Genomic DNA, 24,762 nt, shown 5'->3' with positions numbered 1-24,762 from the left:
AACATGGTGGTGGTGATCGTCAACCCGCTCTAAGGAAGCGCTGATTAATTTGATATGACCGTCATTGCGAGCGCAGCGAAGCAATCCAGCGTATCGATCAACCAGGCATTTCTGGATTGACCTTCCCTCGGTTTTTCGTCTTCCAACGAGCGGTGTTCATGCTACCCGTTTTTCCATCTGCTGAGCGGTCAGCCAGTCCTGCAAGAACAGTGTCGGAGATTTGTAACCGAGCGTCGAATGCAGCCGCTTCCGATTGTAAAACACCTCGATGTACCCGAAGGCCGTGGCCGTCATGCCCTCGCGCGTCGCGAAGCGCCAGCCATGCACCCGCTCGTTCTTGAAGCTGTTGAATCCGCCCTGGCTGCCCCGGTCGGAGTGGTGAAGCACACCCGGCGCTGGCTTCCTCCTGAACCACGCCATCGTCAGCACATCCGTCACGATGTCCGCCGTCATGCGCGGTTTCAGCGACCAGCCCACCCCCTCGCGGTTGAACAGATCAAGAACAACCGCCAGATACAGCCAGCCTTCGTCCGTCCACGGATAGGTGATGTCGGATGTCCAAACCTGATTCGGCGCAGCCGGTGCGAAGTTGCGATCCGGCAGGTTGGGCGCAATCGGCAGCTTATGTTTCGAGTCCGTCGTTACCTTGAATTTGCGTTTGTGACGCGCCCGGATGCCGTGCTCGCGCATCAGCCGCTCGACGCGGCCCTTGCTGGCAGAGAAGCCGCGTGCGCGCAGTTCCAGGACCATTCTGGGGCTGCCATAAGCCCCCTTGAGTTCGTCGTGGATGGCGCGGATCAGCGCCAGCATCTGGGCGTCGGTCAGACGACACCGATCAGCCTTGCCGCCGCGTTTCCAGGCACGGTAGCCGCTGACGCTGACCGCCAGCACGGGGCACATTTCAGTCAAGGCGTAGTACGGGCGCCGGGTGTCGATCCAGGCATACTTCACAGCGCATCCTTTGCAAAGTATGCCGTCGCTTTTTTTAAGATTTCGACCTCGCGCCGGAGCCGGATGACCTCGGCACGCGCACGGGTCAACTCCATCTGTTCAGGCGTGACCGGCTTGGTGCCCGCCCCGTTGAGCTTGCCCGCGTCAGTGGCCTTGACCCGGTTACGCAAGGTCTGGTCAATCAACCCCAATTCACGAGCTGCAGCGCCTACTGTCAACCCGTCTTTTACCCGCTTGACCGCCAGCGCTTTGAACTCGGCGGTGTACTCTTGTTTCGGTATCTTCTTCATCTTCCCTCTTCCCAAATTAACGTCAATACTACGTCACCCCTGGAAGACGAAATTTCGGGGGAAGGTCATTCCGGTTTGCATCGCAGAATGACTCAAAAATCCGCAAAATTCGGAATGCGGAGATTTCAATCGCGGAATTTGGGGCAAAAAGCAAGCATTGCCGCGTCAGGCCGCAGCCGGTATAGTGCGGCCTCCCGCACCCTGCCAATCGGTGCGTGGTTCTCTTACCCCGATCTCGCGATCCCCTATTCGTCTGCCTCGATTGGTGTTGCCACAAGCGCAACAGGCCGTCGCAGGAAAACCTACATGACTACTGAAACCACCTTTGCCAGCCTTGCGCTGGCCGAACCCATCATGCGTGCGATTGCCGATGCCGGCTACACCACGCCCACCCCGATCCAGGCGCAGGCGATTCCGCAGGTGCTGGCAGGCGGCGACCTGCTCGCCGCGGCGCAGACCGGTACCGGCAAGACCGCCGGCTTCGTCCTGCCGATCCTGCACCACCTGTCGACGCGCGCCGCGCAGGCGCCCAAGCCGGGCCGCCCGCGCTGCCTGATCCTGGTGCCGACGCGCGAACTCGCCGCGCAGGTCGAGGAATCGGTCAAGACCTACGGCAAGCACCTGTCGCTCACCTCGATGGTGATGTTCGGCGGCGTCAACATCAACCCGCAGTTCAAGGCGCTGAAGTCGCGCGTCGACATCCTGGTGGCGACGCCGGGCCGCCTGCTCGACCACATGGGGCAGAAGACGGTGGACCTGTCCGGCGTCGAAATCCTGGTGCTTGACGAAGCCGACCGCATGCTCGACATGGGTTTCATCCGCGACATCAAGAAAGTGCTCGCCGTGGTGCCGAAGCAGCGCCAGACTCTGCTGTTCTCGGCGACCTTTTCCGACGAGATCCGCGCCCTGGCCAACGGCCTCCTGCACAACCCGAAGAGCGTCGAAGTCGCGCGCCGCAACACCACGGTGGAAGTCATCGAGCAGTCGATGCACCGGGTGCCGCAGGCTCACAAGCGCGATCTGCTGGCGCATCTGATCAAGCACCACGACTGGCAGCAGGTGCTGGTGTTCACCCGCACCAAGCACGGCGCCAACAAACTGACCGAAAAGCTCATCAAGGACGGCATCACGGCCGCCGCGATCCACGGCAACAAGAGCCAGCCGGCGCGCACCAAGGCGCTGGCCAGCTTCAAGGACGGCAGCGTGCGCGTGCTGGTGGCCACCGACATCGCCGCGCGCGGTATCGACATCGACCAGTTGCCGCAGGTGGTCAACTTCGAACTGCCCAACGTGCCGGAAGACTACGTGCACCGCATCGGCCGCACCGGCCGCGCCGGCACTACCGGCTCGGCGCTGTCGCTGGTGGACGACGAGGAGATGAGCTATCTGCGCGACATCGAGAAGCTGATCAAGCGCGCGATCGTGCGGGTCGAAATCGAACCCGGCTTCGTGCCGCCGGCCAAGTCCGATCTGATGTCCGACGAGCGCCCACCGCGCCCGCCGCAAGGCCGTGGCGGCCCGCGCCAGGGGCAGGGCGCGGGACGTGGCGGGCAACCCGGTGGTCGCAGTGGCTCCGGCCGTTCGTCGCAGGCCAAACCCGCTAGTGCCGGTGCCAAGCCGGCAGGTGGCCGCAGCGGCGCACCGGGTCAGTCGACCCAGGCGCGCAAGCCGCGTCCGCCGGCCGCCTTGTTTGCGGGCAAGCCGGGTTCGCGCGGGCACTGATCCCGCTGTATCCCGCCCCCTCGCTGTTATTGCGAGCAACGCGAAGCAATCCATAGCGTGTGCCCGCAGGCTGGATTGCTTCGGCTTCGCCTCGCAATGACGAGGCGAGACGTGATCCACAGCGGGCACTAATCTTCCACTATTTGCCCTTCATGGCGGCGATACAATTGCCACCATGAACACCCTCGCAAGCTACGACGAACTCCCCTACGACAGCCTGCCGCTGCCCGAAACCCAGCCGGATTTTCTGGCGGCGGTGGCCAGGCTGCACGGCTTCGGTGCGCCCGAGCCCAGCCGTTCGCGCATCCTCGAACTCGGCTGCGCGCAGGGCGGCAACCTGATTCCGCTGGCGTGGCGCTGGCCCGGGGCCGACTGGGTGGGGGTGGAATTGTCGCGCATGCAGGCGGAGGCGGGCGCCGCTTTCGTCGAGGCGCTGGGGCTGCCCAACGTTCGCGTCCTGCACGGCGACCTTGCCGCGCTGCCGCAGGATCTGGGCGAGTTCGACACCATCGTCGCGCACGGCGTGTTTTCCTGGGTGCCGCCATCGGTGCAACAGGCGCTGCTCGATGTCTGCCGGCGCCATTTGTCGCCGCACGGCATCGCCTACGTCAGCTTCAACGTCACGGCCGGCTGGGAAAAACTCCAGCCGCTGCGCGCTGCACTGACCGGGCGCACCGCGGCCGGGCTGCCGGCGCCGGCGCGCTTTAAGCAGGCATTGCGCGTGCTGGACGAACTGCAAGCCGAATGGAGCGATCCGGTCCTGCTGAAGGAAATCGCCTATCTCAAATCCGCCGCGCCGTCCTACCTGTTCCACGAATACCTCGCCGAATTCAACGCGCCGATGCGCTTCGGCGAATTTGCCGCGCAGCTGGGTGCGCACGGTCTGCGCTACGTCGGCGAGGCCGGCCCGCGCAGCGCCGTAGTCGAGCTCGAAGATGCCTGGGGCCTGGTTTCGGAAGGCATGGCCGGGCGCTGGCTGGATGCCGAAGCGGCACTCGACGACGCGCTCGCCGTCCGCTTCCGCCGCGCACTGATTGCGCGCGCCGACACCCCCTGCGCGCAGCCGCCGCAGGCCGATGCCCTGAGCGCGCTGGCGTTTTATGCCGACCTGCGCTGCGACGAGGAAATCGATCTGGAAACAGCGGGCGAGCAGCGCTTCATCAGCCCCGCGGGCAACGCCTTTCCCATCGCGCAACCCGTGATGAAGGCTGCCGCCGTGGCCCTGTCGGCCGCCTATCCCGGCTCGCTCGCGTATTCGGACGTGCTGGCAGCCGCCAGGCAGATGCTGGCCGAATACGGGGTGGGCGGGGAGGTCGATGAGGCTGCCTTCCGCGACGCCCTGTTCCCGCTGGTCATGGCCCACTGCGTGATGCCCACCGTGACGGCCGTTACGTATGCGAACGCGCCGGGCGAGCGTCCCTGCGCGCATGCGCTGGCGCGGCAGCAGGCGAACGCACCGAACTGGGTGGTGAGCGGCGCGCGCCAGGTGGCGATGGAACTGGACGCGCCGGGGCGCATCCTGCTCGGCATGCTGGACGGCCGCCGCACCGTCGATGAACTCGCGGTCGCCATGCGGCAGACGCTGGCCGCACAGGGGTTGGCGCTGCCGCTGGAAACCGTCGGCGAACTGACGCGGCAGCAACTGTGGCTGTTTGCGCGCCAGGGCCTGCTGCTGGCGTAAATCAGGAGTGCCGGCGATGGGGCACTGGAGTTATTGATTCGGCCAGATGAAGTTTGAAGTGACGTTAAGGTTCAGCTTGCTCGGGCTGTGTGCGATAGCGAGGAAGGCCGAATCAATAAGCATTAAGAACAGCGCTCTATTGAGACGGCTCAGCGAACCAATCAAAGCAGGATGCCGTGAAAATGTTTTGTGACTTCAAACATCGCCGGCACGGCGCAGCCGTGCGCGCAGTGCATCCATTTCTTCCAGCATGTCGGCCACCAGGGCGGCCAGCTCCGGCACGGCGTCGAAATCTCGCTCGATCTGGTACATGCGCCGGGCCCGCAGCAGGCTTGCAGAGGAGAAGCGCCACACGCCGGCCACGCTCGCGGCGTGGGAGAACTGGCCCATCTCGATGTGGGCCAGCAGCCATTGCGGCTCGACGGCACAGGCGGCAGCCACCTGTTCCAGGGTGAGCCAGGTCTCTTCCATGAAGCTGCCCGTCAAAACCTCATCGTCGCGCATCGCTTAACGCCCTCCGCGCGGATCGAATGCCAGTTCCCGCGCCATGGTTTCATAGATTTCCCGCGCCCGCGGGGTATCGGCGGGCGGCACCGCGATCTGCACGGTAAGCAGCAGGTCTCCCGGCGGCTCGCCTGGGATGCCCTTGCCGCGCACCCGAAGCCGTCTGCCGCTCTGCGTCCCTTGCGGGATGCGCACCTTCACCGACCCACCCGGCAGGTCGACCGGAATGACCGCCCCCAGCGCCGCCTCCCATGGCGTTACCGGCAAGGACAGGTGCAGGTCGCGCCCATCCACCCGGAAATGGGGGTGGGGCTTGAAGTGCACCGCCAGCAGCAGGTCGCCGGCAGGGCCGCCGCCCATGCCCGGCGCCCCTTGGCCGGCCAGCCGGATGATCTGGCCCTCGTGCACGCCCTTGGGTATTTTCACGTTCAGGGTGCGGGTTTCCAGTGTCACCCGGCCGTGGGCATCCATCTTCGGCACGCGCAGGCTGATCTGCCGGGTGGCACCGGTGAAGGCATCGTCCAGGTCCAGCAGCACCTTGGCGTGGTGGTCTTCGCCTTGGTCGCGAAAAGCCGTGCCCGACGCGCGAAAGTCGCCTCGCGCGCCGCCCATGCCGCCGAACATTTCGGCGAAAAAGTCGGAGAAATCCGCTGCCCCGCGGGGCGGGGCGCCATGGCTGGAGAACTCGAAGCCGGCATCCCAGTCGGGCGGCGGATTGAACGGCTGGCCCGGTTGATAGCCCTGCCCCAGCTGATCGTACGCGGCACGTTTCTCCACGTCGGAGAGCACCGCGTAGGCCTCGTTGACCTCCCGCATGCGCAGTTCGGCCTCGGGCTCCTTGGAGACGTCGGGGTGGTACTTGCGCGCCAGTTTGCGGAACGCTTTCTTGATCTCGTCCGCCGTGGCCTCCCGGGGCACCCCGAGGATCTGGTAGTAGTCCTTGAACTGCATGTACCTTCCTGACTGTGCGAATCGTGTTGCTTGATCGGCTGGCGGCTGGCGCGAGTCGCACCAAAAGATTGAAAACACGCCTTCAACGTTTCCATTGTAGGCGCCCAGCCGCATCACCCCAAGAGCAGCATGATTTATGGTGATATGGTTTTCAGAGGCAGCAACTCATCATCCTGAAAACCGCAGTTGACCGCTTATCGCCCTCGGGAATTCCCCATGAATGCTTGCTTGGGTACCGTTACCGCGATGAAGCGGCTGTCGGGCTAACGATCCGTGTCTGGTTCTGCGCTTTAGCCTTGCGAGCCGTCTGCGCGTGGGGGCCAATCCCCGCGCAGGAGCGGTTGTGCCGCCAGCGCCTCGGGTTGCAGCGTGACGTGGTGAATGCCGTGCTGCGTGTCCATCAGCTGGCGTGCGGCGGCGAGGATGCCCGGCCAGTCGGCCAGGTTGCGGATTTCCAGGTGGGCCGACAGTGCGATGGTGTCGGACGAAAGGGTCCACACGTGCAGGTCATGCACCCGCAGCACGCCGTCGAGCCTGGCCAGATCCTGGCCGATGGTGTCGAGCCGGAGATTGAGCGGCACGCCCTCCATCAGCACGTGCACGACCTCGCGCAGCAGGCGCAGCGCCGAAACCAGAATCAGCGCCGCCACCAGCAGGGACAGCAGCGGGTCGATCGGGGTCCAGCCGGTGGCGACGATGACGATGCCGGCCGCAATCGCCGCCACCGAGCCGAGCGCGTCACCCAGCACATGCAGCAGCGCGGCACGGCTGTTGAGCGTGTGTTCGCCGCGGCTCAGCACCCAGGCGACGGCGAGATTGATCGCGAGACCGATGACCGCGACGGTGATGACAGTGCCGCCGGCAATGTCGCGCGGGGCGCCGATGCGCTCGAGGGCTTCGCGCACGATGAAACCGATCAGCACCAGCATCAAAAGGCTGTTGAACAGCGCCGCCAGCACTTCGGCGCGCATCAGGCCGTAGGAATGCCGCGTGCTGGGCGGGCGCTGCGCCAGCCAGGCCGCCGCCGCCGCCAGCCCCAGCGCGGAGCTGTCGGTGACCATGTGGGCGGCATCGGCCAGCAGCGCGAGCGAGCCCGACCACCAGCCCGCCGCAGCCTCGACCCCGGCGAACGACAGCGTCAGCAGCAGGGCGACGATCAGGGTGCCGCTTTGCGCCGTGTGAGTGTGGCTGTGGCCTGCGCCGTGGTCGTGTTTATGCGCGGCCACAGTAATCGGTTGGATCGGTCTGCAGGTTGAGGTCGGCGGAATCCTGCCCCAGTCCGGCGATGTGGTGCCGCGCATTGGCATAACGTGCCGATTCGCGCAGCTGGACCAGCGTCGGCGGGTGGGGGTGGCCGTGCATGCGCGCCAGTCGCGCGCGGGCGGGGGCGGGCCAGTCCACTTTCAGATTGGCCAGTACCTCGTCGGCCAGATCGGGCCGGTTGCACACCAGCGCCATATCGCAGCCGGCGTCGAGCGCCGCGGCTACCCGCTCGACCACGCCGCCCGCCACAGCGGCGCCTTCCATGCAGAGGTCGTCGCTGAAAATTGCGCCATCGAAACCGAGTTGGCGGCGCAGCAGCTTTTGCAGCCACACTTTTGAAAATCCTGCGGGCCGGTCGTCGACCTGGGGATAGATCACATGCGCCGGCATGACCGCGGCCAGCCCCGCCTCGATCATCAGCCGGAACGGCACCAGGTCGGTAATCGCCATGTCGGCCAGGGTGCGCTCATCCACCGGGATCGCCACGTGCGAGTCCGCCTTGACGAAGCCGTGACCGGGAAAGTGCTTGCCGCAGGCGGCCATGCCGGCGTCCTTCATTCCCAGCATCGCCGCCTGCCCCAGTTGGAACACGGCGTTCGGGTCGGCATGGAAGGCACGGTCGCCGATCACCGAGGAGGCGCCGTAATCCAGATCGAGCACCGGCGCAAAGCTGAAGTCGACGCCGTGCGCGCGCAGCTCGCTTGCCAGTACGAAACCGGTTTCGCGCGCCAGTTCGCGGGCGTGTTGTGGGTGGTCGTTCCAGATTTCGCCGAAGGCGCGCATCGGCGGCAGGCGGGTGAAACCCTCGCGAAAGCGCTGCACCCGGCCACCCTCTTGGTCGGCACCGATCAGCAGCGGCGCGGGCTTGAGCGCGTGAATCTCGGCGGTCAGCGCGGCCAGCTGCGCCGGATCGCGGTAGTTGCGGGAAAACAGGATCACCCCCCCGACCAGCGGATGGGCGAGGCGGCGGCGATCGTCGTCGGTGAGTTCGGTGCCCGCCACGTCGAGCATCAAGGGGCCAAGGGTCATGTAGCGTTCTCCGAAGAAGAATTGGACTGCTCGAGCACGACAAACGCCAGCACCAGGTCGCTCTCGTCCGACAGCGAAACATGATGCGCCGTGACGCCGCGCGTGGCCAGCCAGGCGGCGAGCTCGGGCGCGCATTGCAGGAAGGGCTTGCCGCGCGGATCGCGCAGCACGGCGATGTTGCGCAGCGACACCGGCGCGCGCAGCCCGGTTCCCGCAGCCTTGGCGAACGCCTCCTTGGCGGCGAAGCATTTGGCGAGGAAGCGCGCTGGGTCGCGGCTGGCTTCATACCCTGCATATTCGGCCGGGGCGAGGATGCGGTTTGCGTAGGGCTCGCCAAAGCGCGCGAGGCCGCTGCGAATCCGCCCGGCGTCCAGCAGGTCGGTACCGATGCCGTGGATCATGGCGAAACCAGAACCTGCAAGCCAGCCGCGCGGATTTTTTCGGCGAAGGCTTCGAGCCATCCGGCAGGCAGCGCCGACAGCCGGCCGGCCTGCGGCTGCATCGAAGGCCGTGCCAGGCCATACAGCAGCACGCCCCGCACCGGGATCGATTGCTGCCGGATGCGCGCCACCGCGGCCAGATAGGCCGCCTGTTCCGCTTCCGATAGCGGCTTGCCGTCGAGCGCGAACACGCAGGTTTGCAGCCAGGTCGGACACAGCCGCGCGGCTATGGCCAGCCGCTCGAACTGCCTGTCGGGTGAAACCCGCGTCTGGTTGACGTGGCGCATGCCGGCGGCGGTCGCGCTGTCGAACTTGAACCAGACCTCGCCGTTCAGCGCCGCCATTTTCCCGATGCCCTCCTGCACCCGCGGCCGGTCGGCCAGGCTGCCGTTCGTGATCAGCACCAGTTTTATTTTTCCCACCAGGTCGAAGTCATTCATCACCCGGCCGATCAGTTCGATGACCTGCGGAAAAGCCCTGGCGCTGGTCGGCTCGCCGTTGCCCGACAGCGCGATGTCGTTCAGCCGCCGTGCACCCTCGGGCACGCGCGTTTGCATGAAGTCGCCGTGGAGGATGTCGGCGAGCATCGTGCGCAGCTCGGCTTCCAGCTGCGCCAGATCGATCTCGGGCGCCGTGCCGCGTGTCAGACCCGGCACCTGGCAATACACGCACGCCCAGTTGCAGGCGTTGTTCGGGTTGAGGTTGACGCCCACCGACACCCCGCCCGCGCGGCGCGAGACGACGGGATAGACATAAGTCATCCCCGCGCTGTCGCGATCGTGGTTGATAGGGGTGAGTGGGGAGGGCTGTGCCATCCACAGATTTTCTCATCAAGTGTGGGCGGCACAACAATTTAATCCAGATTGTTCATTAGACGATTTATGGTGCGTAGGGTGCATTTCGTGCACCGATTGACGCCCGAAGGTGCACGGAGTGCACCCTACCCAAAACATCTCGCCCTAAGGAACCGCTGATTAATTTGTCATTGCGAGGCGCGCAGCGACGCGGCAATCCAGAAATGCCCGCTTGATCGATACGCTGGATTGCTTCGCTGCGCTCGCAATGACGGCCATATCGAATTAATCAGCGCTTCCCTAATGAAAAATCTGGGTTTAATCATTCTGGCGGAAGCGGTGAGATTCGAACTCACGAACGGTTGCCCGTTGCCGGTTTTCAAGACCGGTGCAATCGACCACTCTGCCACGCTTCCCCGGCGCGCATTGTAGCGGGTTCGTCCCGCTTTGTGAGGCGAACCCGATGGCAATCCGCGCGTCGGGCCGGATCGACGCGGCTTCAACAGCGGGTGTCGGGTTTTCGTTAATCCGCCGGAAAGCTGTCGCGCGCGAATATTGCAAACCCGAACATAACCAATACGTTGAAATGAATGCGCTACGGCCATGGGTTTGGCATAAATGGTGCTTGTCAGCAGGCATCCGCAACAAGCTGACACAGTCATGACCGATTTTTTCGATATGTTGAGCGCGATCGCCCGTCGCAGAAAAGTCGGAGAAGGCTCGCCGTTTGCTTCCGCGAAGGCCACCGATAAATGGCTGAAGGCCTTGCCTGCCGGCTCCGATTACGACGCGCATCATGTGCTGGTCGAGGGGCTGGAGCGTTTCAATGCGGAAAATGAAGCGGCTTCGCTCAGCCGCATGAAATCATTGATGAGGCTGGAAGAGGCGGGCCTGCCCCTGCAACGGCGCGTCGTCGAACAGTATGTGCGCAACCAGTCCTCGTTCCGGATGGCGCGCCAGGCCTTGTGGCGCGAATCGTGGGTGTTCTGGTCGCTGCTGGCGGAAGCCTGGCTTACGATGCTGAAGCAGGCTTACCGTGCACCGGCCAGTGCGGAACTGAAGCCCTTCGCCGCCGAGATTGCCACCCGTGTGCTGCGCTACGCCGGCCTGGTCATGCGCTGGAACTATCACCAGGCGCGCACGCCGTCCGCATCGGCCTGGCGCCGCATGCACAAGATCTATCGCCTGGTCGAGCGCGACGGTTTTGCGACGCAGACGGTGCAGTTCGACGCGCGGCCCACCCACTGCGCACGCGAATACATGCTGGTGGTGCTGATGGGGCTGGTGCATCCACTGGGCTACCGCGCCCAGGAAATCGAGTCCGTTGCGCAGATTTTTGAGGGCTACGAGCCCTTGCCCCTGCCGGCAATCGTACCGCAGAGCGAGGTGCACACGCACATGGTGGACCTGTCGCGAAGCGACGGCGCCTGTATGCTGGACCATGACTGGGTACGGGGCCGTCGCCTGCGCTACCTGGCCTTGCGCCCGTTGATCGATCATCTGAAAATGCTCGACCAAACCCCGGCTGTAGAGGGGAATAACGGGCTCACCCAGCAGGTGGCGAGTCTGATCGAACGCGGCGGCATCCGCCGCAACCGTCAGCGCACGCACCGCTTTGGCCGGGTATGGGTGGCGGTGGGAATTGACAGTATCCTGGCAGCCCTGGTCCACCCCGATGCGGCCAGGACCCAGCCTGCCCTGGAGCCGTGGATGTTGCGTGACGAGAGTACGGAGGGCATGGGCTTTGCGCTGCCCGAGGCGCCGGCGCTGCCTCATGGCCACCTGGTGGCGGTGAGTTGGGATCCGTCCGAGAACGTCTGGCAATTGCTGGCGCTTCGCTGGAACCGTGAGGAAGACGGCCAGTATTTGGTCGGCACCCAGCGCCTGTCACGCCACCCCAAGCGGGTGGAAATCTATTTCGAGCCGGATGGGCAGGGTGGGGTGCAGGACAAGACCTGGGCCGTATTCATGCCGATGACCCATCTCGACCAGGGCGCCAGCAACCTGCTGATCCCCAGGACGCATTACCGGCTGGGTGCGCCACTGATGCTGCGCGACGGCGACATGGTTTATCGCCTGCGGCTGGGTGAAGTGCAGGAAGCCCACGAAGACTGGCTGCGTGTGAGCATGGATGTGGTCGGGCGGGAGCATTCGCCGTCGCTGCCTGAGGTGGCATGGGGCGTAAACTCAGCACGTGCGGATGTCGCCGAAATGAAAGTCGAATAAGCCTGTGCGGCGGTCGCCGAAGTACTGTTCCAGCGTGGCGCGCACGGTGCGGAAGGCGATTTCGTCCCAGGGAATTTCGGCTTCGGTGAACAGCCTGGTTTCCAGCGACTCGACACCGGGCTGGAAATTCAGATCGAGTAGCCGAGCGCGGAATATGAAATAAACCTGATTGATGTGCGGCAGGTTGTACAGGGCATAGAGGCCGCCGGCCTCGATGCGTGCCCCGGCCTCTTCCCAGGTCTCGCGCGTCGCGCCCTCGAGCGTGGTTTCGCCGTTCTCCATAAAGCCGGCCGGCAGCGTCCACAGCCCGTACCTGGGTTCGATGGCGCGGCGGCACAGCAGCACCTTGTCTTCCCATTCCGGGATGCAGCCGACCACCATCTTGGGGTTCTGGTAATGGATGGTGCCGCAATCGGGACACACATGGCGCGGCAGATGATCGCCTTCTGGCACGCGCAGCGCCACGGCACTGCCACATTCACTGCAAAAATTCATACTGCTTCCAATCTGCCGGGTTGCGCGCCACGGTAACAAAATCCCCCCATATCGAGCAAGGCGAAATTGGTGCGTGGTTGTTGACGCTTTAGCGGCTTTACAACCACGGCCTACCCTTTACGGGTGGAAGTGAGTGGCGCGAGCGATTATCATTCAAGACCATTTACTGCTGTACTGATTATTCATGCGACCCTCCCACATCGAAACTATCCTCGACCGCGAATTTGAAAGCGCCGCCGACGGCTATCACACGCCGGTGATGCTGTGGGGCCCGCCGGGTGTCGGCAAGTCGCAGATCGTTGCCAAGATCGCCCTGCGGCACAGTGTGCCGCTGATCGACATCCGCCTCTCCCAGATGGAGCCGACCGATCTGCGCGGCATTCCCTTCCGCAACGGCCAGCTGGTCGAGTGGTCGATTCCCTCGGTGCTGCCCGATGCCGGGCGCCACGGCCCGGCAGGCATCCTGTTCCTGGATGAAATCACCTCGGCGCCGCCCACCGTATCGGCCGCGGCCTATCAGTTGATTCTCGACCGCCGGCTGGGCGAATACCAGGTGCCCGACGGCTGGGTGATCTTCGCCGCCGGAAACCGCCAGGGCGACCGCGGCGTGACCTACGCGATGCCGGCGCCGCTGGCCAACCGCTTCACCCATTATGAAGTCGAGGTGAATCTGGACGACTGGGTGGACTGGGCGCACAACGAGGGTATCGATCCACGCGTGATCGCCTTCCTGCGCTTCCGCCCCGATCTGCTGTTCAGCTTCGACCCGGCGCACACACCGATCGCCTTTCCCAGTCCACGTTCGTGGGAATTTGCTCACCGCGCGCTGCAGAAATTCGACCGCACCGACTTGCTCGCCGACGCGTTGATGGCATGCGTCGGCCAGTCGGCCGGGCTGGAGCTGAAAACCTTTGTCGACAACATGGCGCAGATGCCGGATATCGACGCCATCGTCGCCGGCGATGAGGCGGAAGTACCCCATGGTATCGACCTGCAGTACGGGGTTGCCGCCGCGCTGGTGCGCCGTGCGCTGCAGGCCGCCGACAGCGCCAACGCTGCGGAGGTATACGGCAATATCCTCAAATACGCACAGCGCTTTTCGCAGCGCGAAATGGGCGTGATGCTGGTGTCCGACCTGCACCGTGCCGTCGGGCGGCCGCTGTTTGCCGTACCGGCGTTTGCCGAGTGGGCCAACAGCATCACCGATCTGGTCCTGTATGAGCACTAAGCAGCCCGATACGCTGCAGCCGATCCTTACCAAGCTCGCGGCTGCGCGCACCCGTCTCATCATGGAGCGCCCCTTTCTCGGCGCGCTGGTGATGCATCTGCCGCTGAAACCCGGCGGCGACTGGTGTACCACCACCGGCACTGACGCGCAGGCTTTTTATTTCAATCCCGCGTTCATCGAAAACCTGAATCTCGCGCAGACTCAGTTCGTGCTGGCGCACGAGGCGATGCACTGCGCGATGGGCCACCCTCACCGCCGCAACCACCGGATGAAGCGGCGCTGGGACGTCGCCTGCGATCATGCGGTCAACCTCATCCTGATCGAGGAAGGACTGAAGCCGCCGCTGCACGGCATCCTCGCTGACCAGAATTTCATGACACTGTCGGCGGAGGAAATCTACCCGTTGATTCCCGAGGACACGCCGGAAGAGTCCTTCGACCAGCACATGTTCGATAACGACAACGAACAAGGTGCCAGTCCCGACGAGAGCGAGCGCCAGGACAATCCAGACGCCGGCGATTCGGGCGGGCGGGGTTTGGAAGGCCAGAGCGAAGTCGAGGAAAAAGAGGGTAGCGGCAGCCAGGCCTCGCAAAAACCCAATGAACTGTCGCCGTCCGAGCGCGAGGAACTCGCCGAGCAGTGGAAGAATCGCCTCACCGCCGCCGCCCAGGCTGCGCGCCAGGCCGGCAAGCTGTCGCAGTCGATGATGCGCTGGGTCGACGGCCTGCTGGCGCCCAGCCTGCCGTGGCGCGCCCTGCTGGCGCGTTTTTTCGCGATCAACCAGCGTGACGATTATTCATGGCGGCGCCCGTCCAGACGAGAAGGCGATGCGCTGCTGCCGCGCCTGTCGAGCGACGGCATCGAGGTGGTGGCGGCGATCGACACCAGCGGTTCTATCGGCGACGACGAACTACGCGAATTCGTCACCGAGCTCGATGCGCTGAAAGGCCAGGTGCGCGCGCACGTCACCCTGCTGGCGTGCGACAATCACGTCGCCGAAGCCGCGCCGTGGGAGTTCGAACCGTGGGACACCATGCAGCTTCCCGCCGGCATCGAAGGCGGCGGCGGCACCGATTTTCGTCCGGTATTCGACTGGGTCGAGCACGAAAACCGCAATCCCAACATGCTGGTGTATTTCACCGATGCCGAAGGCGACTTTCCCAAAACGCCGCCGAATTACCCGGTCATCTGGCTGGTCAAGGGCAAGGGTGCGGTGCCCTGGGGCGAGCGGGTGCAACTCAATTGAACCCAAAAACAGCTTTGAACCACAGAGGCATAGAGAACACAGAGAGCACAGAGAAAAACCAATGGATCGCAGAATGCTGAAGCCTCACCCCGGCAAGCCCTTTTTTCTTTTGTTTTCTCTGTGCCTCTGTGCCTCTGTGGCAAGGGGTTTGGTTTGAACCCGGCCGACGCCCAGTCCAGCCGCGTGCGCGGTTTCCTGTTCGAACAGCTCGACATCCGCGGCGCTTGGGTGCAGCTTGGTCCCGCCTGGCGCGAGATGATTGCGGGGCGCGATTATCCCGAACCCGTTGTCGAACTCCTCGGCCAGCTGGCGGCGGTGGCCACGCTGATCACCGCCAACCTCAAGCAAGCCGGACGGCTGACCTTTCAGTTGCGCGGCGAAGGCGCGGTGTCGTTGCTGGTGATGGACTGCGACGAGCAGCTGCGTCTGCGCGGCATGGCACGCAGCGCGCCGGAAGTCTCCGCGGGCAGCCTGCCGGCCCTGCTGGGCGACGGCGCGTTGACCCTCTCCCTCGACACTGCAGGCATGCGCCAGCCCTACCAGAGCCATGTGCCACTGCAGGGTGATAACGTGGCGGCAGTGTTCGAGCATTACCTGACGCAGTCCGAGCAGACGCCTACCCGTCTGTGGCTGGCGGGCAGCCACGAGACCGCTGCGGGCCTGTTCCTGCAGGCATTGCCGGGTGCGGATGGGCGCGACGCCGACGGCTGGAACCGGGTGCAGATCCTGGCCGGGACCGTGCGGGCGGAGGAGCTGCTCGGTCTGGGCTCGATCAAGCTGATCGAGCGGCTGTTTCCGGAAGAGGACGTGCGCGTGTACGGCCCGCGCCCGGTCAGCTACCACTGCCCGTATGATCCGGCCAAGATCTATTCCATGCTGCGCAGCGTGGGACGCACGGAATGCGAGTCCATCCTCGCCGAGCATGGCGAAATCCGGGTGCACGACGATGTCTGCAATCACGAATATGTGCTGGATGCGGAGGCCGTGGCAGCGCTTTTCAAATGACATGATCCCGGATGTCCATTGAAATGCCCACTCAGGAAGCCAGATGCATAGGCGCGGTTGGTGCGGGTGGGTAATTCGGCTTACATGAAGGATGCATGATGCGGACAGGATGGATGCTGTTGGGCCTGCCGGCCGTATCGGCCGGCACCGAAGGCGGCAAGGGCGGCGAGCGGGCCTCATCCTCGACACCCGCGACGGCCACGTCTGGATCTGGGCGAAAACGAACTTGTCACCACGCTGGCTTTATCTAGCAGGGCAAGCTGCGCCCCGGCAGCCAGCCGGGCGAAATGATCGAACAGCAGGGCCAATGAGTTGATCCCCCTATCGGAACGCGCTGGAATGAGGGGAAGTCAGGCCGGAAGTCATCCGGCTTTTGCGCGAGCGCAGCGGCTTGTCCGCGCCATGAGATCTTCGCATGTCTTCGCTTCTCGCCGGACTTGTTGTTATCCGGCAACACATTTTTCCTGCAATAGAAGAAATTTAATAGATTGTGGTTTTCTTTTGCCGATTTGTTAGAATCCGCGCGTCGGCTGGATTACACGTCCCGGGCCGATCTCTGGTGTGGGTTTTAGATTTTAATATATTGTAATATAAGGGAAATCAAATGAAATATTCCGTCCTCCTGGCCGCTCTGCTGGCTGTTTCCATGACCGCTTGCGGCCAAAAAGAAGAAGCTGCTGCGCCTGTCGAAGCACCTGCTGTTGAAGCGCCTGCTGCCGAAGCGCCCGCTCCTGTTGAAGCTGCTCCTGTTGAAGCTGCTCCTGCCGAAGGCGAAGCCGCTCCTGCCGAAGGCGAAGCTGCTCCCGCTCCCGCTGCCCAGTAATTCCGGGTCAAGGAACGAAAAGCCGGCCTTTTGGCCGGTTTTTTTACGTCCGTAAAAAGCTGTCGATGCGCGCGGCCGCTTCCACCAGGCGCGGCAGCGGCTGGGTATAGGCGATGCGAAGAAAGCGTTGCGGCTGGTGCTGGCCAAAGTCGAGGCCCGGAGTCACCGCCACCCCAACCTGTTCCAGCAAGGCTTGCGCAAACTGGACGCTGTCGTCGGTATGGCCGCTGCAGTCGGCATACAGATAAAACGCACCCTGCGGCTGGGTGGGAATGAGAAAGCCGCGTTCGAGCAGCGCGGGCAGCATGAAATCGCGGCGCGTGTGCAGTTCGGCCTTGCAGGCTTCGAGTTCGTCCAGGGTGGCGGGGTCGAATGCCGCCAGTGCAGCATGTTGCGCTGGGGTGGAGGCCGCCAGGAACAGGTTCTGCGCCAGCCGCTCCAGCGCCGCCATGGCCCAGGCGGGCGTCACCAGCCAGCCGAGCCGCCAGCCGGTCATCAGGAAATATTTCGAGAAACTGTTGATGACGAAGACGTCGTCCCAGCGCGCGGCGCTGTGCTCGGCGCCGTCGTAGGTCAGCGCCAGATAGATTTCGTCGACGATCAGCGCCACGCTGTGGACGGCGCACCAGTCGTGGATGCGTTCGAGTTCGCCGGACGGAATGGCGGTGCCGGTCGGATTGGAGGGGCTGGCGATCAGCACGGCGCGGGTGGCCGCGGTGGCGTGACGCTGGATGGATTCGAGCGTGAGCTGAAAGCCGCTGGCGGCATCGACCGCAACGGTCACGGCGCGCGCATCGCAAAAGCGGGCGAAATGACGGTTGCAGGGATAACCGGGATCGGCCATCAGCACCTCGTCGCCGGGGCCGGCCAGCAAGCCCAGCGCCAGCAGCAGCGCACCCGATGCACCCGGGGTGACGACGATGCGCGCGGGGTCGACCGCGGCCTGCCAGCGGCTTGCATAAAATCCGGCAATGGCTTCGCGCAGTGCCGGCAGACCCAGGGCGCCGGTGTAGTGCGTGTGGCCGGCGCGCAGCGCGGCGACTCCGGCCTCGACGATGGGGGCGGGGGTGGCGAAGTCGGGCTCGCCGATTTCGAGATGAATGATGTCATGCCCGGCGGCTTCCAGTGCCTGCGCCCGCGCCAGGATGTCCATGACGTGGAACGGCGCGATACCGGCCATGCGGGCGGCGGTGCGGGACTCAGGCATGGGCTTCCAGTCGCGCCAGCGGATGCTGGCGGTAGAACTGCTGCAACTGCCGGTAAATCGCCGGGTATTCGGCGTCGAGCAGGCGCGGCGTCTCGAAGAACACCTCGGTCAGCACCGCAAAGAACTCGGCGGGGCTGACGGTGGCGTAGGGGTCGATTGCGGTGTCTTCGCCGGCGTCGACGCGCGCGCACAAATCCTCAAAGGCCGCGCTGAAGTCGCGCGCCCAGGCGGCGGCATCCATGCCGCGATGCAGCGGCGGGAAGCCGTTGGCGGAGCCGTTCAGCATGTCGAGCTTGTGCGCGAACTCGTGCAGCACCACGTTGACGCCATCGGCCAGGCCGCTGGTTTCAACGTCGGCAATCGACAGCACCAGCGGCCCGCCGTGCCAGGACTCGCCCGCCAGGATATCGCGCGAGCGATGCACCACCCCAGCCTCGTCGATTTCCACAAGGTCACGCAGGAATTCATTGGGATAGAGAATGATTTCGCTCCAGCCGCGGTAGCTGTCTTCGCCGAGGTTGAGCGTCAACAGGCAGGCCTGCAGGGCGATGATGTATTGGGTGGCATCGTCGACGTTTGCCCCGCCGGCGGCGGAAAACGTCTTGTCGTGGATGAACAGACTGGCGGCTTCGCGCAGGCGTGTTCGTTCCGGGGCATCGAACCCGCGCAGGATCGGCAGGGCGGCGACCGTTGTATCGAAGGCAGCGGACGGGATGGCATGTCGTTCGAGAAGGCGGGCGCGCCGCCAGCGGCCAAAGAGCCTGTACACACTCATTTTGAGCCTGCGGCGAGGCCGAGTCGGGATGCAGCCCGCGGAGCGGGACGCGCCGCTGTGCGAGCACAGCAAGCGACCTGCGACAAAGGGATGCGCCCGAATCGGCCCGCCCCTCCGGGTTGACGCGAGAAAGCACGTCTGCGGCGTTGCGCCGCTTGGCAAGGGATGGCCCTTGCCTGCGCACCGCGCCTTGCATCCATTGCTTTCTCGCGGCAACGCAGGCTCAAAATGAGTGTGTACAGGCTCTGGTTCATCGGCTCACTCGTCGGCGTCGAGCAGGCGCGCGGCGTCCGCGTCCGGGTGGTCGAGCTCGACCCGCTCGATCTGCTGGAAGCGGCGGCTGATCTTGTCGCTGGAGATGCGCACCTCGCCCACATCCTTGTTGGCCTGCTCGATGTGGGAGGCGAGTTTTTTCATGCGCTCGTCGAAGCGCGCGAAATCCTTTGCCAGCTTGGAGAGCTCGTCCTTGATCACGTGCGCCATGCGCCGGGTTTCCGAATCGCGGATCACTGCCCGTGCGGTGTTCAGCACCGCCATCAGCGTGGTCGGAGAGGTCAGCCACACGCGCTTTTTCTGCGCGTGCTCGACCAGATCCGGATGGTAGGCGTGGATTTCGGCAAATACCGCTTCGGCCGGCAGGAACATCACCGCGCCGTCCGAGGTTTCGCCTTCGACGATGTATTTGGCAGCGATGTCGTCGACGTGTTTTTTGACATCCGTCTTGAACTGCCGCTTGGCTGCATCGCGCTCGGCCGCCGGCAGGCTGTCGTCGAACATGCGGCTGTAGTTTTCCAGCGGGAACTTGGAATCGACGCACACCGTGCCGGTCGGCTCGGGCAGGATCAGGACGCAATCGACACGCGCGCCGCTTTTCAGGGTGTGCTGGAATGCATAGGCGTCGGGCGGCAGGCAGTTCCGCACCAGCGCTTCCAGCTGGACTTCGCCGAAGGCGCCGCGCGAGCGCTTGTCGCCCAGTATCTCCTGTAGCGACACGACGTTGGACGCCAGGCCCTCGATCTTCTTCTGCGCCTCGTCGATCACCGCCAGCCGCGACATCACCGAGGTGAAGGTCTCGTTGGTTTTCTTGAAGCCTTCATCGAGTCGCTCGGCCACCTTGCCGGAAATTTCACTGAGCCGACCGTCGACCGTCTGCGACAGCTGCTGTACGCGCTCGTTGAACTGTGCGGTCATACCTTTCAGCGTGTCCTGCAGCATGCCTTGCTCGACGCGTCCCTGCTCGATCAACTTTTCCAGCATCGCGGCCTGGAACTGGCTGAACTGGCTGGTGACGGTTTCCCGTGTTTCCGCAAGCCGCTCGGTCTGCGCGATCTGTAGGGCCTGCAGCTGGCCCTGCATGCGGTCGGACTGCTGCGCGAGACCCGCGTGGAGATCGGTCAGCACCGCGCGGTGACGGGCTTCCATGTCCTGCGTAAGCAATGCGGGCAGCCCGGTTTGTTCCCGTCGCAGCGCATGGATGCGTAGCAGCAGGAAAACAGTCACGAGGATGAGGGCGGCAAGGCCGACGAGGAGGCTGATTTCTATTGGGCGCATGGCATCGATTTTACCCGCGGCCCATGTAAAAAAGCCCGGCTGCGCGCCGGGCTTTTAGTCGCGCAGCCCCGGCACAAAGCCGGGTTGGGTTTACGCCGCTGCGCGCGATGCTTTTTTGCGCTCATGCTCCTGCAGGTAGCGCTTGCGGATACGGATCGACTTCGGCGTGATTTCGACCAGTTCGTCGTCATCGATGAATTCGACTGCCGATTCCAGCGTCAGCTTGATCGGCGTGGTCAGGCGCACCGCTTCATCGGTGCCGGACGAACGGACGTTGGTGAGCTGCTTGCCCTTGATCGGGTTGACCACCAGGTCGTTGTCGCGGCTGTGGATGCCGATGATCATGCCTTCGTACAACTTGTCGCCGGGGCTGACGAACATGCGGCCGCGGTCTTCCAGTTTCCACAGCGCATAGGCCACGGCCTCGCCGTTGTCCTGGCTGACCAGCACGCCGTTGTGGCGGCCGGGCAGGTCGGCTTTCACCGGACCGTAGTCGTCGAACACGTGGCTCATCAGGCCGGTGCCGCGCGTCATCGTCATGAAGTCGGACTGGAAGCCGATCAGGCCGCGCGCGGGAATGTGGTATTCCAGCCGGGTGCGGCCCTTGCCGTCGGACTCCATGTTGGTCAGCTCGCCGCGGCGGCGGCCGATTTCTTCCATTACGCCGCCCTGGTGATCGTCTTCCAGATCGATAGTGAGGTTTTCATACGGCTCGCATTTCTCGCCGTTGATTTCCTTGTACACCACGCGCGGCTTGCCGACGGCCAGCTCGAAGCCTTCGCGGCGCATGTTTTCCAGCAGGATGGTGAGATGCAGCTCGCCGCGGCCGGAGACGCGGAAGATGTCGGCATCGCCGGTCTCGTCGACGCGCAAGGCGACGTTGACCAGCAGTTCTTTCTTCAGACGCTCGCGGATCTGGCGGCTGGTGACGAACTTGCCTTCGGTGCCGGCCAGCGGCGATGCATTGACCATGAAGTCCATGTTCAGCGTCGGCTCGTCCACCGGCAGCACCGGCAGGCCGACCGGGTTTTCGCGGTCGCAGATGGTGACGCCGATGCCGATGGTGTCCAGCCCGGAAATGATGATGATGTCGCCGGCCTGGGCTTCTTCCACCAGCACCCGGTCCAGGCCCTTGAAGCCGAACACCTGGTTGATGCGACCGGTGGAAACCTGCTCTTCGTGATTCATCACCACCACCGGCATGCCGGGTTTGATGCGGCCATTGAGCACGCGGCCCACGCCGAGACGGCCGGTGTAGGTCGAATAATCGAGCGCAGCGATCTGCAGTTGCAGCGGCGCGTCGGGCGAGCCGGGCGGGGTGGGGACGTGGGTCAGCACGGTGTCGAACAGCGGCACCATGTCGGCAGCGGTTCCACCATGCGATGGCGCGTCCTTCATGTCCATGCACGCCCAGCCGTTGAGGCCGGAAGCGTAGATGATCGGGAAGTCGAGCTGCTCGTCGGTTGCGCCGAGCTTGTCGAACAGGTCGAAAGTCTGGTCGACGACCCAGTTCGGACGCGCGCCGGGGCGGTCGACCTTGTTGATCACGACGATGGGCTTGAGGCCCAGCGCCAGTGCCTTCTTGGTGACGAAGCGCGTCTGCGGCATCGGGCCTTCGACGGCGTCGACCAGCAGCACCACGCCGTTGACCATGCCGAGCACGCGTTCGACTTCGCCACCGAAGTCGGCGTGGCCGGGAGTGTCGACGATGTTGATGTGGGTGTCGCCATACATGATGGCGGTGTTCTTCGCCAGGATGGTGATCCCGCGTTCTTTTTCGATGTCGTTGGAGTCCATCACCCGTTCGTCAACCGCCTGGTTGTCACGGAAGGTACCGGACTGCTTGAGAAGCTGGTCGACCAGCGTAGTTTTGCCATGGTCGACGTGCGCGATGATGGCGATGTTGCGGAGCTTGCGGGACATAATGTGGGGTCGTAACGCGGGAAACCCAGCATTATAACAGGATTTATTGACTGTTTATTGTGCAGGCGGCTGCGCGGCCAGCCGGGCGTCGATGCGGTCGATGATCTTCTGATAGCGGGGGCTGCCGATGGGGCCGAAGCGGCGGTCGAACTCAGCCTGCGACATGAATTCCGGCAAATCGCGAAAATCCGGCAGCAAGTCGTTATCGCTGCGGGCGGAGGCCAGCCGTTGCTGCACGCGCGCGGCGCCGTCGCCGGTGGCGAGTTCGCCCAGTTTGACCCCGGCGCGGTTGGCGGCCAGATCGGTGAAGCTGAAGCCCGATCCCTTGTCGGCGTCTTCCTCTTCCTTGATCAGGCCGATGGCATTGGTCAGCCGGCTGCCGGTATTGACGGTGAGCGCGGCTGAAATCGCAAAGTGTTCGGCAAAGTCGCGCCGCCCGTACAGCGATAACAGCACCTGCGGCGCCCGCCGGATCGACTGGCTGTCGCCTTCCAGCAGCCTGGGCAGGCTGATGCCGGCCAGATACGCAGCGAGCGCAGTGAGCGCCGCACTATTTTCCTCGTCCGCGTTGCCGCCGCGCGCGTGCGCGTGGGCAAACAGCGGCGCGACAATCTGCACCAGCGATACGGTGCCGCCATGCGGGTAAGGTTTCAGCAGGGTATTCAATAGCTCGGCATAGACCAGCATGCGTGCCTGGTCTTCCGGCGCGATCAGGAGTTCCGCGCTTTTTCGTTCCATCCGGGTCAGCAGGATGGGATGCCAGCGGTAGTCCAGGGTGGCCTGGTTTTCGTCGAAACTCACCCGGGAAAACGCATCGGCCAGTGAAGCGTAGGTTTTGTCGCGGCGCAGCCAGCGGTGTGCCAGGCGCGCGATCCCGTCGGCCAGCGCGCCCGGCAGCGGCAGGCTGCCCAGCCGCAGGCTCCGGATGCGGATGCCGCCGGGGACATCCGCCACCTCGGCGGTGAGATTGAGATAGCGGCCAAACGGGTTGCGCGGAACCGTCATGGTGGCGGTGAGGGTGGCCAGACCGGGCGTGAGCTCGGCGGCGATGCCGCTGACCTGGCGCAGCTCGACCGCATAATTGAGCAGGCGGTTGAGTTCGGCCTCGTCGAGCTGGATGCTTTGAATTACATTGGGCGTCTGCCGGCGCGGGTCGTGCTTCTGGAATTGCGATCTGACCCAGGCCAGGTCGGTACGGCGAAATTCGGCAAGGGGCTCGATCGCCGGCGCATCGTCCAGCATCAGCCAGGGCAGCACGGTGAGCCCGGCCAGCATCGTGAACAGCGCGCACCAAATGATGAAGCGCTTCATCTTGTTGCGGTTGGCCGTGTGATTGGCCGTGGTCCATCGGATGCCGTAGTCATCGAGAGTTTTCGCCCATCAGGCCGTAAAAGCGGTCGACTGACCGACGTATGACTTCATCACGGCCAAAGCGTTCGTAATGGATTCGCATCGCTCAGACCCTGACCGGTTTGATGGCCGCTGCCGCAGCCTTGGCGCGCTGACGCGCCTCGTCCGTGCCGGCGGCGGTGGCGAGCGCCACCCCCATGCGGCGGCGGGGAAAGGCTTCGGGCTTGCCGAACAGCCGCAGATCGACGCCGGGTGTGTTCAAGGCTTCAGCGACGCCATCGTAGGCGATGCCGGTTGCGTCCATGCCGCCGTAAATTACCGCCGAGGCGCCGGGTTCGCGCAGGCTCACGTCGACCGGCAGGCCGAGGATGGCGCGCGCGTGCAGCTCGAACTCGTTCTGCCGCTGCGTGGTCATCGTCACCATGCCGGTGTCGTGCGGGCGCGGGCTGACTTCGGAAAACCACACGCTGTCGCCCTTGACGAACAGCTCCACGCCGAACAGGCCGCGTCCGCCGAGGTTGCCGGTGACGGCGGCGGCGATCTCCTGCGCGCGTTGCCGCGCTGCGGCCGACATCGCCTGCGGCTGCCACGATTCGACGTAATCGCCTTTCACCTGCAGGTGGCCGATGGGCGCGCAGAAATGCGTTTCGATTTCGCCTGAGCGGCCCAGCGCGCGCACGGTCAGCAGCGTGATTTCGTAATCGAAATCGATCACGCCTTCGACGATGACGCGTCCCTTGTCCACCCGCCCGCCGCGGGCGGCATCATCCCACGCCGCCTGCAACCGGCTGGCGTCATCCACCCGCGACTGGCCTTTGCCGGACGACGACATCACCGGCTTGACGATCACCGGGTAGCCCAGTTTTTCGGATGCGGCCGTCATTTCGGCCAGGCTGTCGGCAAATATAAAGGGCGAGGTGGGCAGGCCCAGCGTTTCGGCAGCCAGCCGGCGGATGCCCTCGCGGTTCATGGTCAGATTGGCGGCGCGCGCGGTGGGGATGACTTCGGCAAGCCCGGCGGCCTCGATTTCCAGCAGGGTTTCGGTGGCGATGGCCTCGATTTCCGGCACCACCAGATGCGGCTGTTCTTCTTCGATCAATGCGCGCAGGGCTGCGCCGTCGCACATGTCGATCACATGTGCGCGGTGTGCGACCTGGTGACCGGGTGCGTTGGCGTAGCGATCCACCGCGATGACTTCGACGCCCAGCCGCTGCAGCGCGATGGCGACTTCCTTGCCGAGCTCGCCCACGCCCAGCAGCATGACGCGGGTGGCAGAAGGCGAGAGCGGGGTGCCTAGACGCATGGGGG

The 24,762-nt window shown here is 64.4% G+C and carries 21 protein-coding genes and 1 tRNA gene; 7 read left to right on the top strand and 15 right to left on the bottom strand.

Annotated elements, in window-relative coordinates:
• Window positions 1-156: 156 nt before the first annotated feature.
• A protein-coding gene (locus ACZ41T_RS03070; RefSeq protein WP_464923015.1) for an IS3 family transposase occupies window positions 157-1,241 on the bottom strand; the annotation gives its coding sequence in 2 pieces (ribosomal slippage) (window positions 157-989 and window positions 989-1,241; 1,086 coding nt in all).
• A gap of 306 nt (window positions 1,242-1,547) precedes the next feature.
• On the opposite strand from ACZ41T_RS03070, the gene ACZ41T_RS03065 reads away from it, so the two are divergent.
• Window positions 1,548-2,963 (top strand): DEAD/DEAH box helicase, encoded by a 1,416-nt coding sequence (locus ACZ41T_RS03065; protein WP_464923014.1) that lies wholly within the window; start codon window positions 1,548-1,550, stop codon window positions 2,961-2,963.
• Window positions 2,964-3,138: 175 nt separating this feature from the next.
• Complete coding sequence (locus ACZ41T_RS03060; RefSeq protein ID WP_464923013.1) at window positions 3,139-4,644, top strand: methyltransferase domain-containing protein; 1,506 nt, start codon at window positions 3,139-3,141, stop codon at window positions 4,642-4,644.
• A gap of 195 nt (window positions 4,645-4,839) precedes the next feature.
• On the opposite strand, the gene ACZ41T_RS03055 is transcribed toward ACZ41T_RS03060, so the two are convergent.
• The 7 genes from ACZ41T_RS03055 to ACZ41T_RS03025 all read right to left on the bottom strand — a co-directional run bounded on the left by ACZ41T_RS03055 (window position 4,840) and on the right by ACZ41T_RS03025 (window position 10,041).
• Window positions 4,840-5,148: a chaperone modulator CbpM gene (locus ACZ41T_RS03055; protein WP_464923012.1), complete on the bottom strand. Its 309-nt coding sequence runs from the start codon at window positions 5,146-5,148 to the stop codon at window positions 4,840-4,842.
• A 3-nt stretch (window positions 5,149-5,151) separates the two neighbouring features.
• Window positions 5,152-6,099 (bottom strand): DnaJ C-terminal domain-containing protein, encoded by a 948-nt coding sequence (locus ACZ41T_RS03050; protein ID WP_464923011.1) that lies wholly within the window; start codon window positions 6,097-6,099, stop codon window positions 5,152-5,154.
• Window positions 6,100-6,389: 290 nt separating this feature from the next.
• Window positions 6,390-7,325 carry a cation diffusion facilitator family transporter gene (locus ACZ41T_RS03045; protein WP_464923010.1) on the bottom strand — a complete coding sequence of 312 codons (936 nt, stop codon included), beginning with the start codon at window positions 7,323-7,325 and terminating at the stop codon, window positions 6,390-6,392.
• Window positions 7,312-8,391: a beta-N-acetylhexosaminidase gene (gene nagZ / locus ACZ41T_RS03040; protein WP_464923009.1), complete on the bottom strand. Its 1,080-nt coding sequence runs from the start codon at window positions 8,389-8,391 to the stop codon at window positions 7,312-7,314. The genes ACZ41T_RS03045 and nagZ overlap by 14 nt, the downstream gene beginning before the upstream one ends.
• Complete coding sequence (acpS, locus tag ACZ41T_RS03035) at window positions 8,388-8,792, bottom strand: holo-ACP synthase (protein ID WP_464923008.1); 405 nt, start codon at window positions 8,790-8,792, stop codon at window positions 8,388-8,390. Before acpS ends, nagZ begins: the two co-directional genes overlap by 4 nt.
• Entirely contained in the window at window positions 8,789-9,646 is an 858-nt protein-coding gene (locus tag ACZ41T_RS03030) for a radical SAM protein (RefSeq protein ID WP_464923007.1), read from the bottom strand. The genes acpS and ACZ41T_RS03030 overlap by 4 nt, the downstream gene beginning before the upstream one ends.
• A 307-nt stretch (window positions 9,647-9,953) precedes the next feature.
• Window positions 9,954-10,041 (bottom strand) — tRNA-Ser (locus tag ACZ41T_RS03025).
• Window positions 10,042-10,285: 244 nt separating this feature from the next.
• On the opposite strand from ACZ41T_RS03025, the gene ACZ41T_RS03020 reads away from it, so the two are divergent.
• On the top strand, window positions 10,286-11,851 hold the full coding sequence (locus tag ACZ41T_RS03020) for a hypothetical protein (RefSeq protein ID WP_464923006.1): 1,566 nt from the start codon (window positions 10,286-10,288) through the stop codon (window positions 11,849-11,851).
• On the opposite strand, the gene ACZ41T_RS03015 is transcribed toward ACZ41T_RS03020, so the two are convergent.
• Window positions 11,813-12,346, bottom strand: coding sequence for an NUDIX hydrolase (locus ACZ41T_RS03015; protein WP_464923005.1), 534 nt, complete (start codon window positions 12,344-12,346; stop codon window positions 11,813-11,815). The two genes, ACZ41T_RS03020 and ACZ41T_RS03015, sit on opposite strands and share 39 nt — an antisense overlap.
• A 184-nt stretch (window positions 12,347-12,530) precedes the next feature.
• Between ACZ41T_RS03015 and ACZ41T_RS03010 the strand changes: the two genes are divergently transcribed.
• From ACZ41T_RS03010 to ACZ41T_RS02995, 4 genes are all read left to right on the top strand, one after another.
• Window positions 12,531-13,574 carry an AAA family ATPase gene (locus tag ACZ41T_RS03010; RefSeq protein ID WP_464923004.1) on the top strand — a complete coding sequence of 348 codons (1,044 nt, stop codon included), beginning with the start codon at window positions 12,531-12,533 and terminating at the stop codon, window positions 13,572-13,574.
• Window positions 13,564-14,820: a vWA domain-containing protein gene (locus ACZ41T_RS03005; protein ID WP_464923003.1), complete on the top strand. Its 1,257-nt coding sequence runs from the start codon at window positions 13,564-13,566 to the stop codon at window positions 14,818-14,820. Before ACZ41T_RS03010 ends, ACZ41T_RS03005 begins: the two co-directional genes overlap by 11 nt.
• Before the next feature lie 153 nt (window positions 14,821-14,973).
• Entirely contained in the window at window positions 14,974-15,825 is an 852-nt protein-coding gene (hslO, locus tag ACZ41T_RS03000) for an Hsp33 family molecular chaperone HslO (protein WP_464923002.1), read from the top strand.
• 604 nt (window positions 15,826-16,429) lie between these two features.
• Entirely contained in the window at window positions 16,430-16,648 is a 219-nt protein-coding gene (locus ACZ41T_RS02995; protein WP_464923001.1) for a hypothetical protein, read from the top strand.
• Between the two features lie 43 nt (window positions 16,649-16,691).
• Here the strand turns inward: ACZ41T_RS02995 and ACZ41T_RS02990 are convergent, their stop codons facing one another.
• The 6 genes from ACZ41T_RS02990 to purT all read right to left on the bottom strand — a co-directional run bounded on the left by ACZ41T_RS02990 (window position 16,692) and on the right by purT (window position 24,757).
• Window positions 16,692-17,855: a pyridoxal phosphate-dependent aminotransferase gene (locus ACZ41T_RS02990; RefSeq protein WP_464923000.1), complete on the bottom strand. Its 1,164-nt coding sequence runs from the start codon at window positions 17,853-17,855 to the stop codon at window positions 16,692-16,694.
• Window positions 17,848-18,630 (bottom strand): M90 family metallopeptidase, encoded by a 783-nt coding sequence (locus ACZ41T_RS02985; RefSeq protein WP_464922999.1) that lies wholly within the window; start codon window positions 18,628-18,630, stop codon window positions 17,848-17,850. The genes ACZ41T_RS02990 and ACZ41T_RS02985 overlap by 8 nt, the downstream gene beginning before the upstream one ends.
• Before the next feature lie 258 nt (window positions 18,631-18,888).
• Window positions 18,889-20,181: a DNA recombination protein RmuC gene (locus ACZ41T_RS02980; RefSeq protein WP_464922998.1), complete on the bottom strand. Its 1,293-nt coding sequence runs from the start codon at window positions 20,179-20,181 to the stop codon at window positions 18,889-18,891.
• 90 nt (window positions 20,182-20,271) lie between these two features.
• Window positions 20,272-22,104 (bottom strand): translational GTPase TypA, encoded by a 1,833-nt coding sequence (typA, locus tag ACZ41T_RS02975; RefSeq protein ID WP_464922997.1) that lies wholly within the window; start codon window positions 22,102-22,104, stop codon window positions 20,272-20,274.
• Between the two features lie 54 nt (window positions 22,105-22,158).
• Complete coding sequence (locus tag ACZ41T_RS02970) at window positions 22,159-23,415, bottom strand: hypothetical protein (RefSeq protein WP_464922996.1); 1,257 nt, start codon at window positions 23,413-23,415, stop codon at window positions 22,159-22,161.
• A 145-nt stretch (window positions 23,416-23,560) separates the two neighbouring features.
• Entirely contained in the window at window positions 23,561-24,757 is a 1,197-nt protein-coding gene (gene purT, locus ACZ41T_RS02965; protein ID WP_464922995.1) for a formate-dependent phosphoribosylglycinamide formyltransferase, read from the bottom strand.
• Window positions 24,758-24,762: the final 5 nt, after the last annotated feature.

The sequence above is a fragment of the Thiobacillus thiophilus genome (assembly GCF_055378705.1).
Note: the sequence above shows the minus strand (reverse complement) of the source record. Positions and strands in the feature narration are given on the sequence as shown.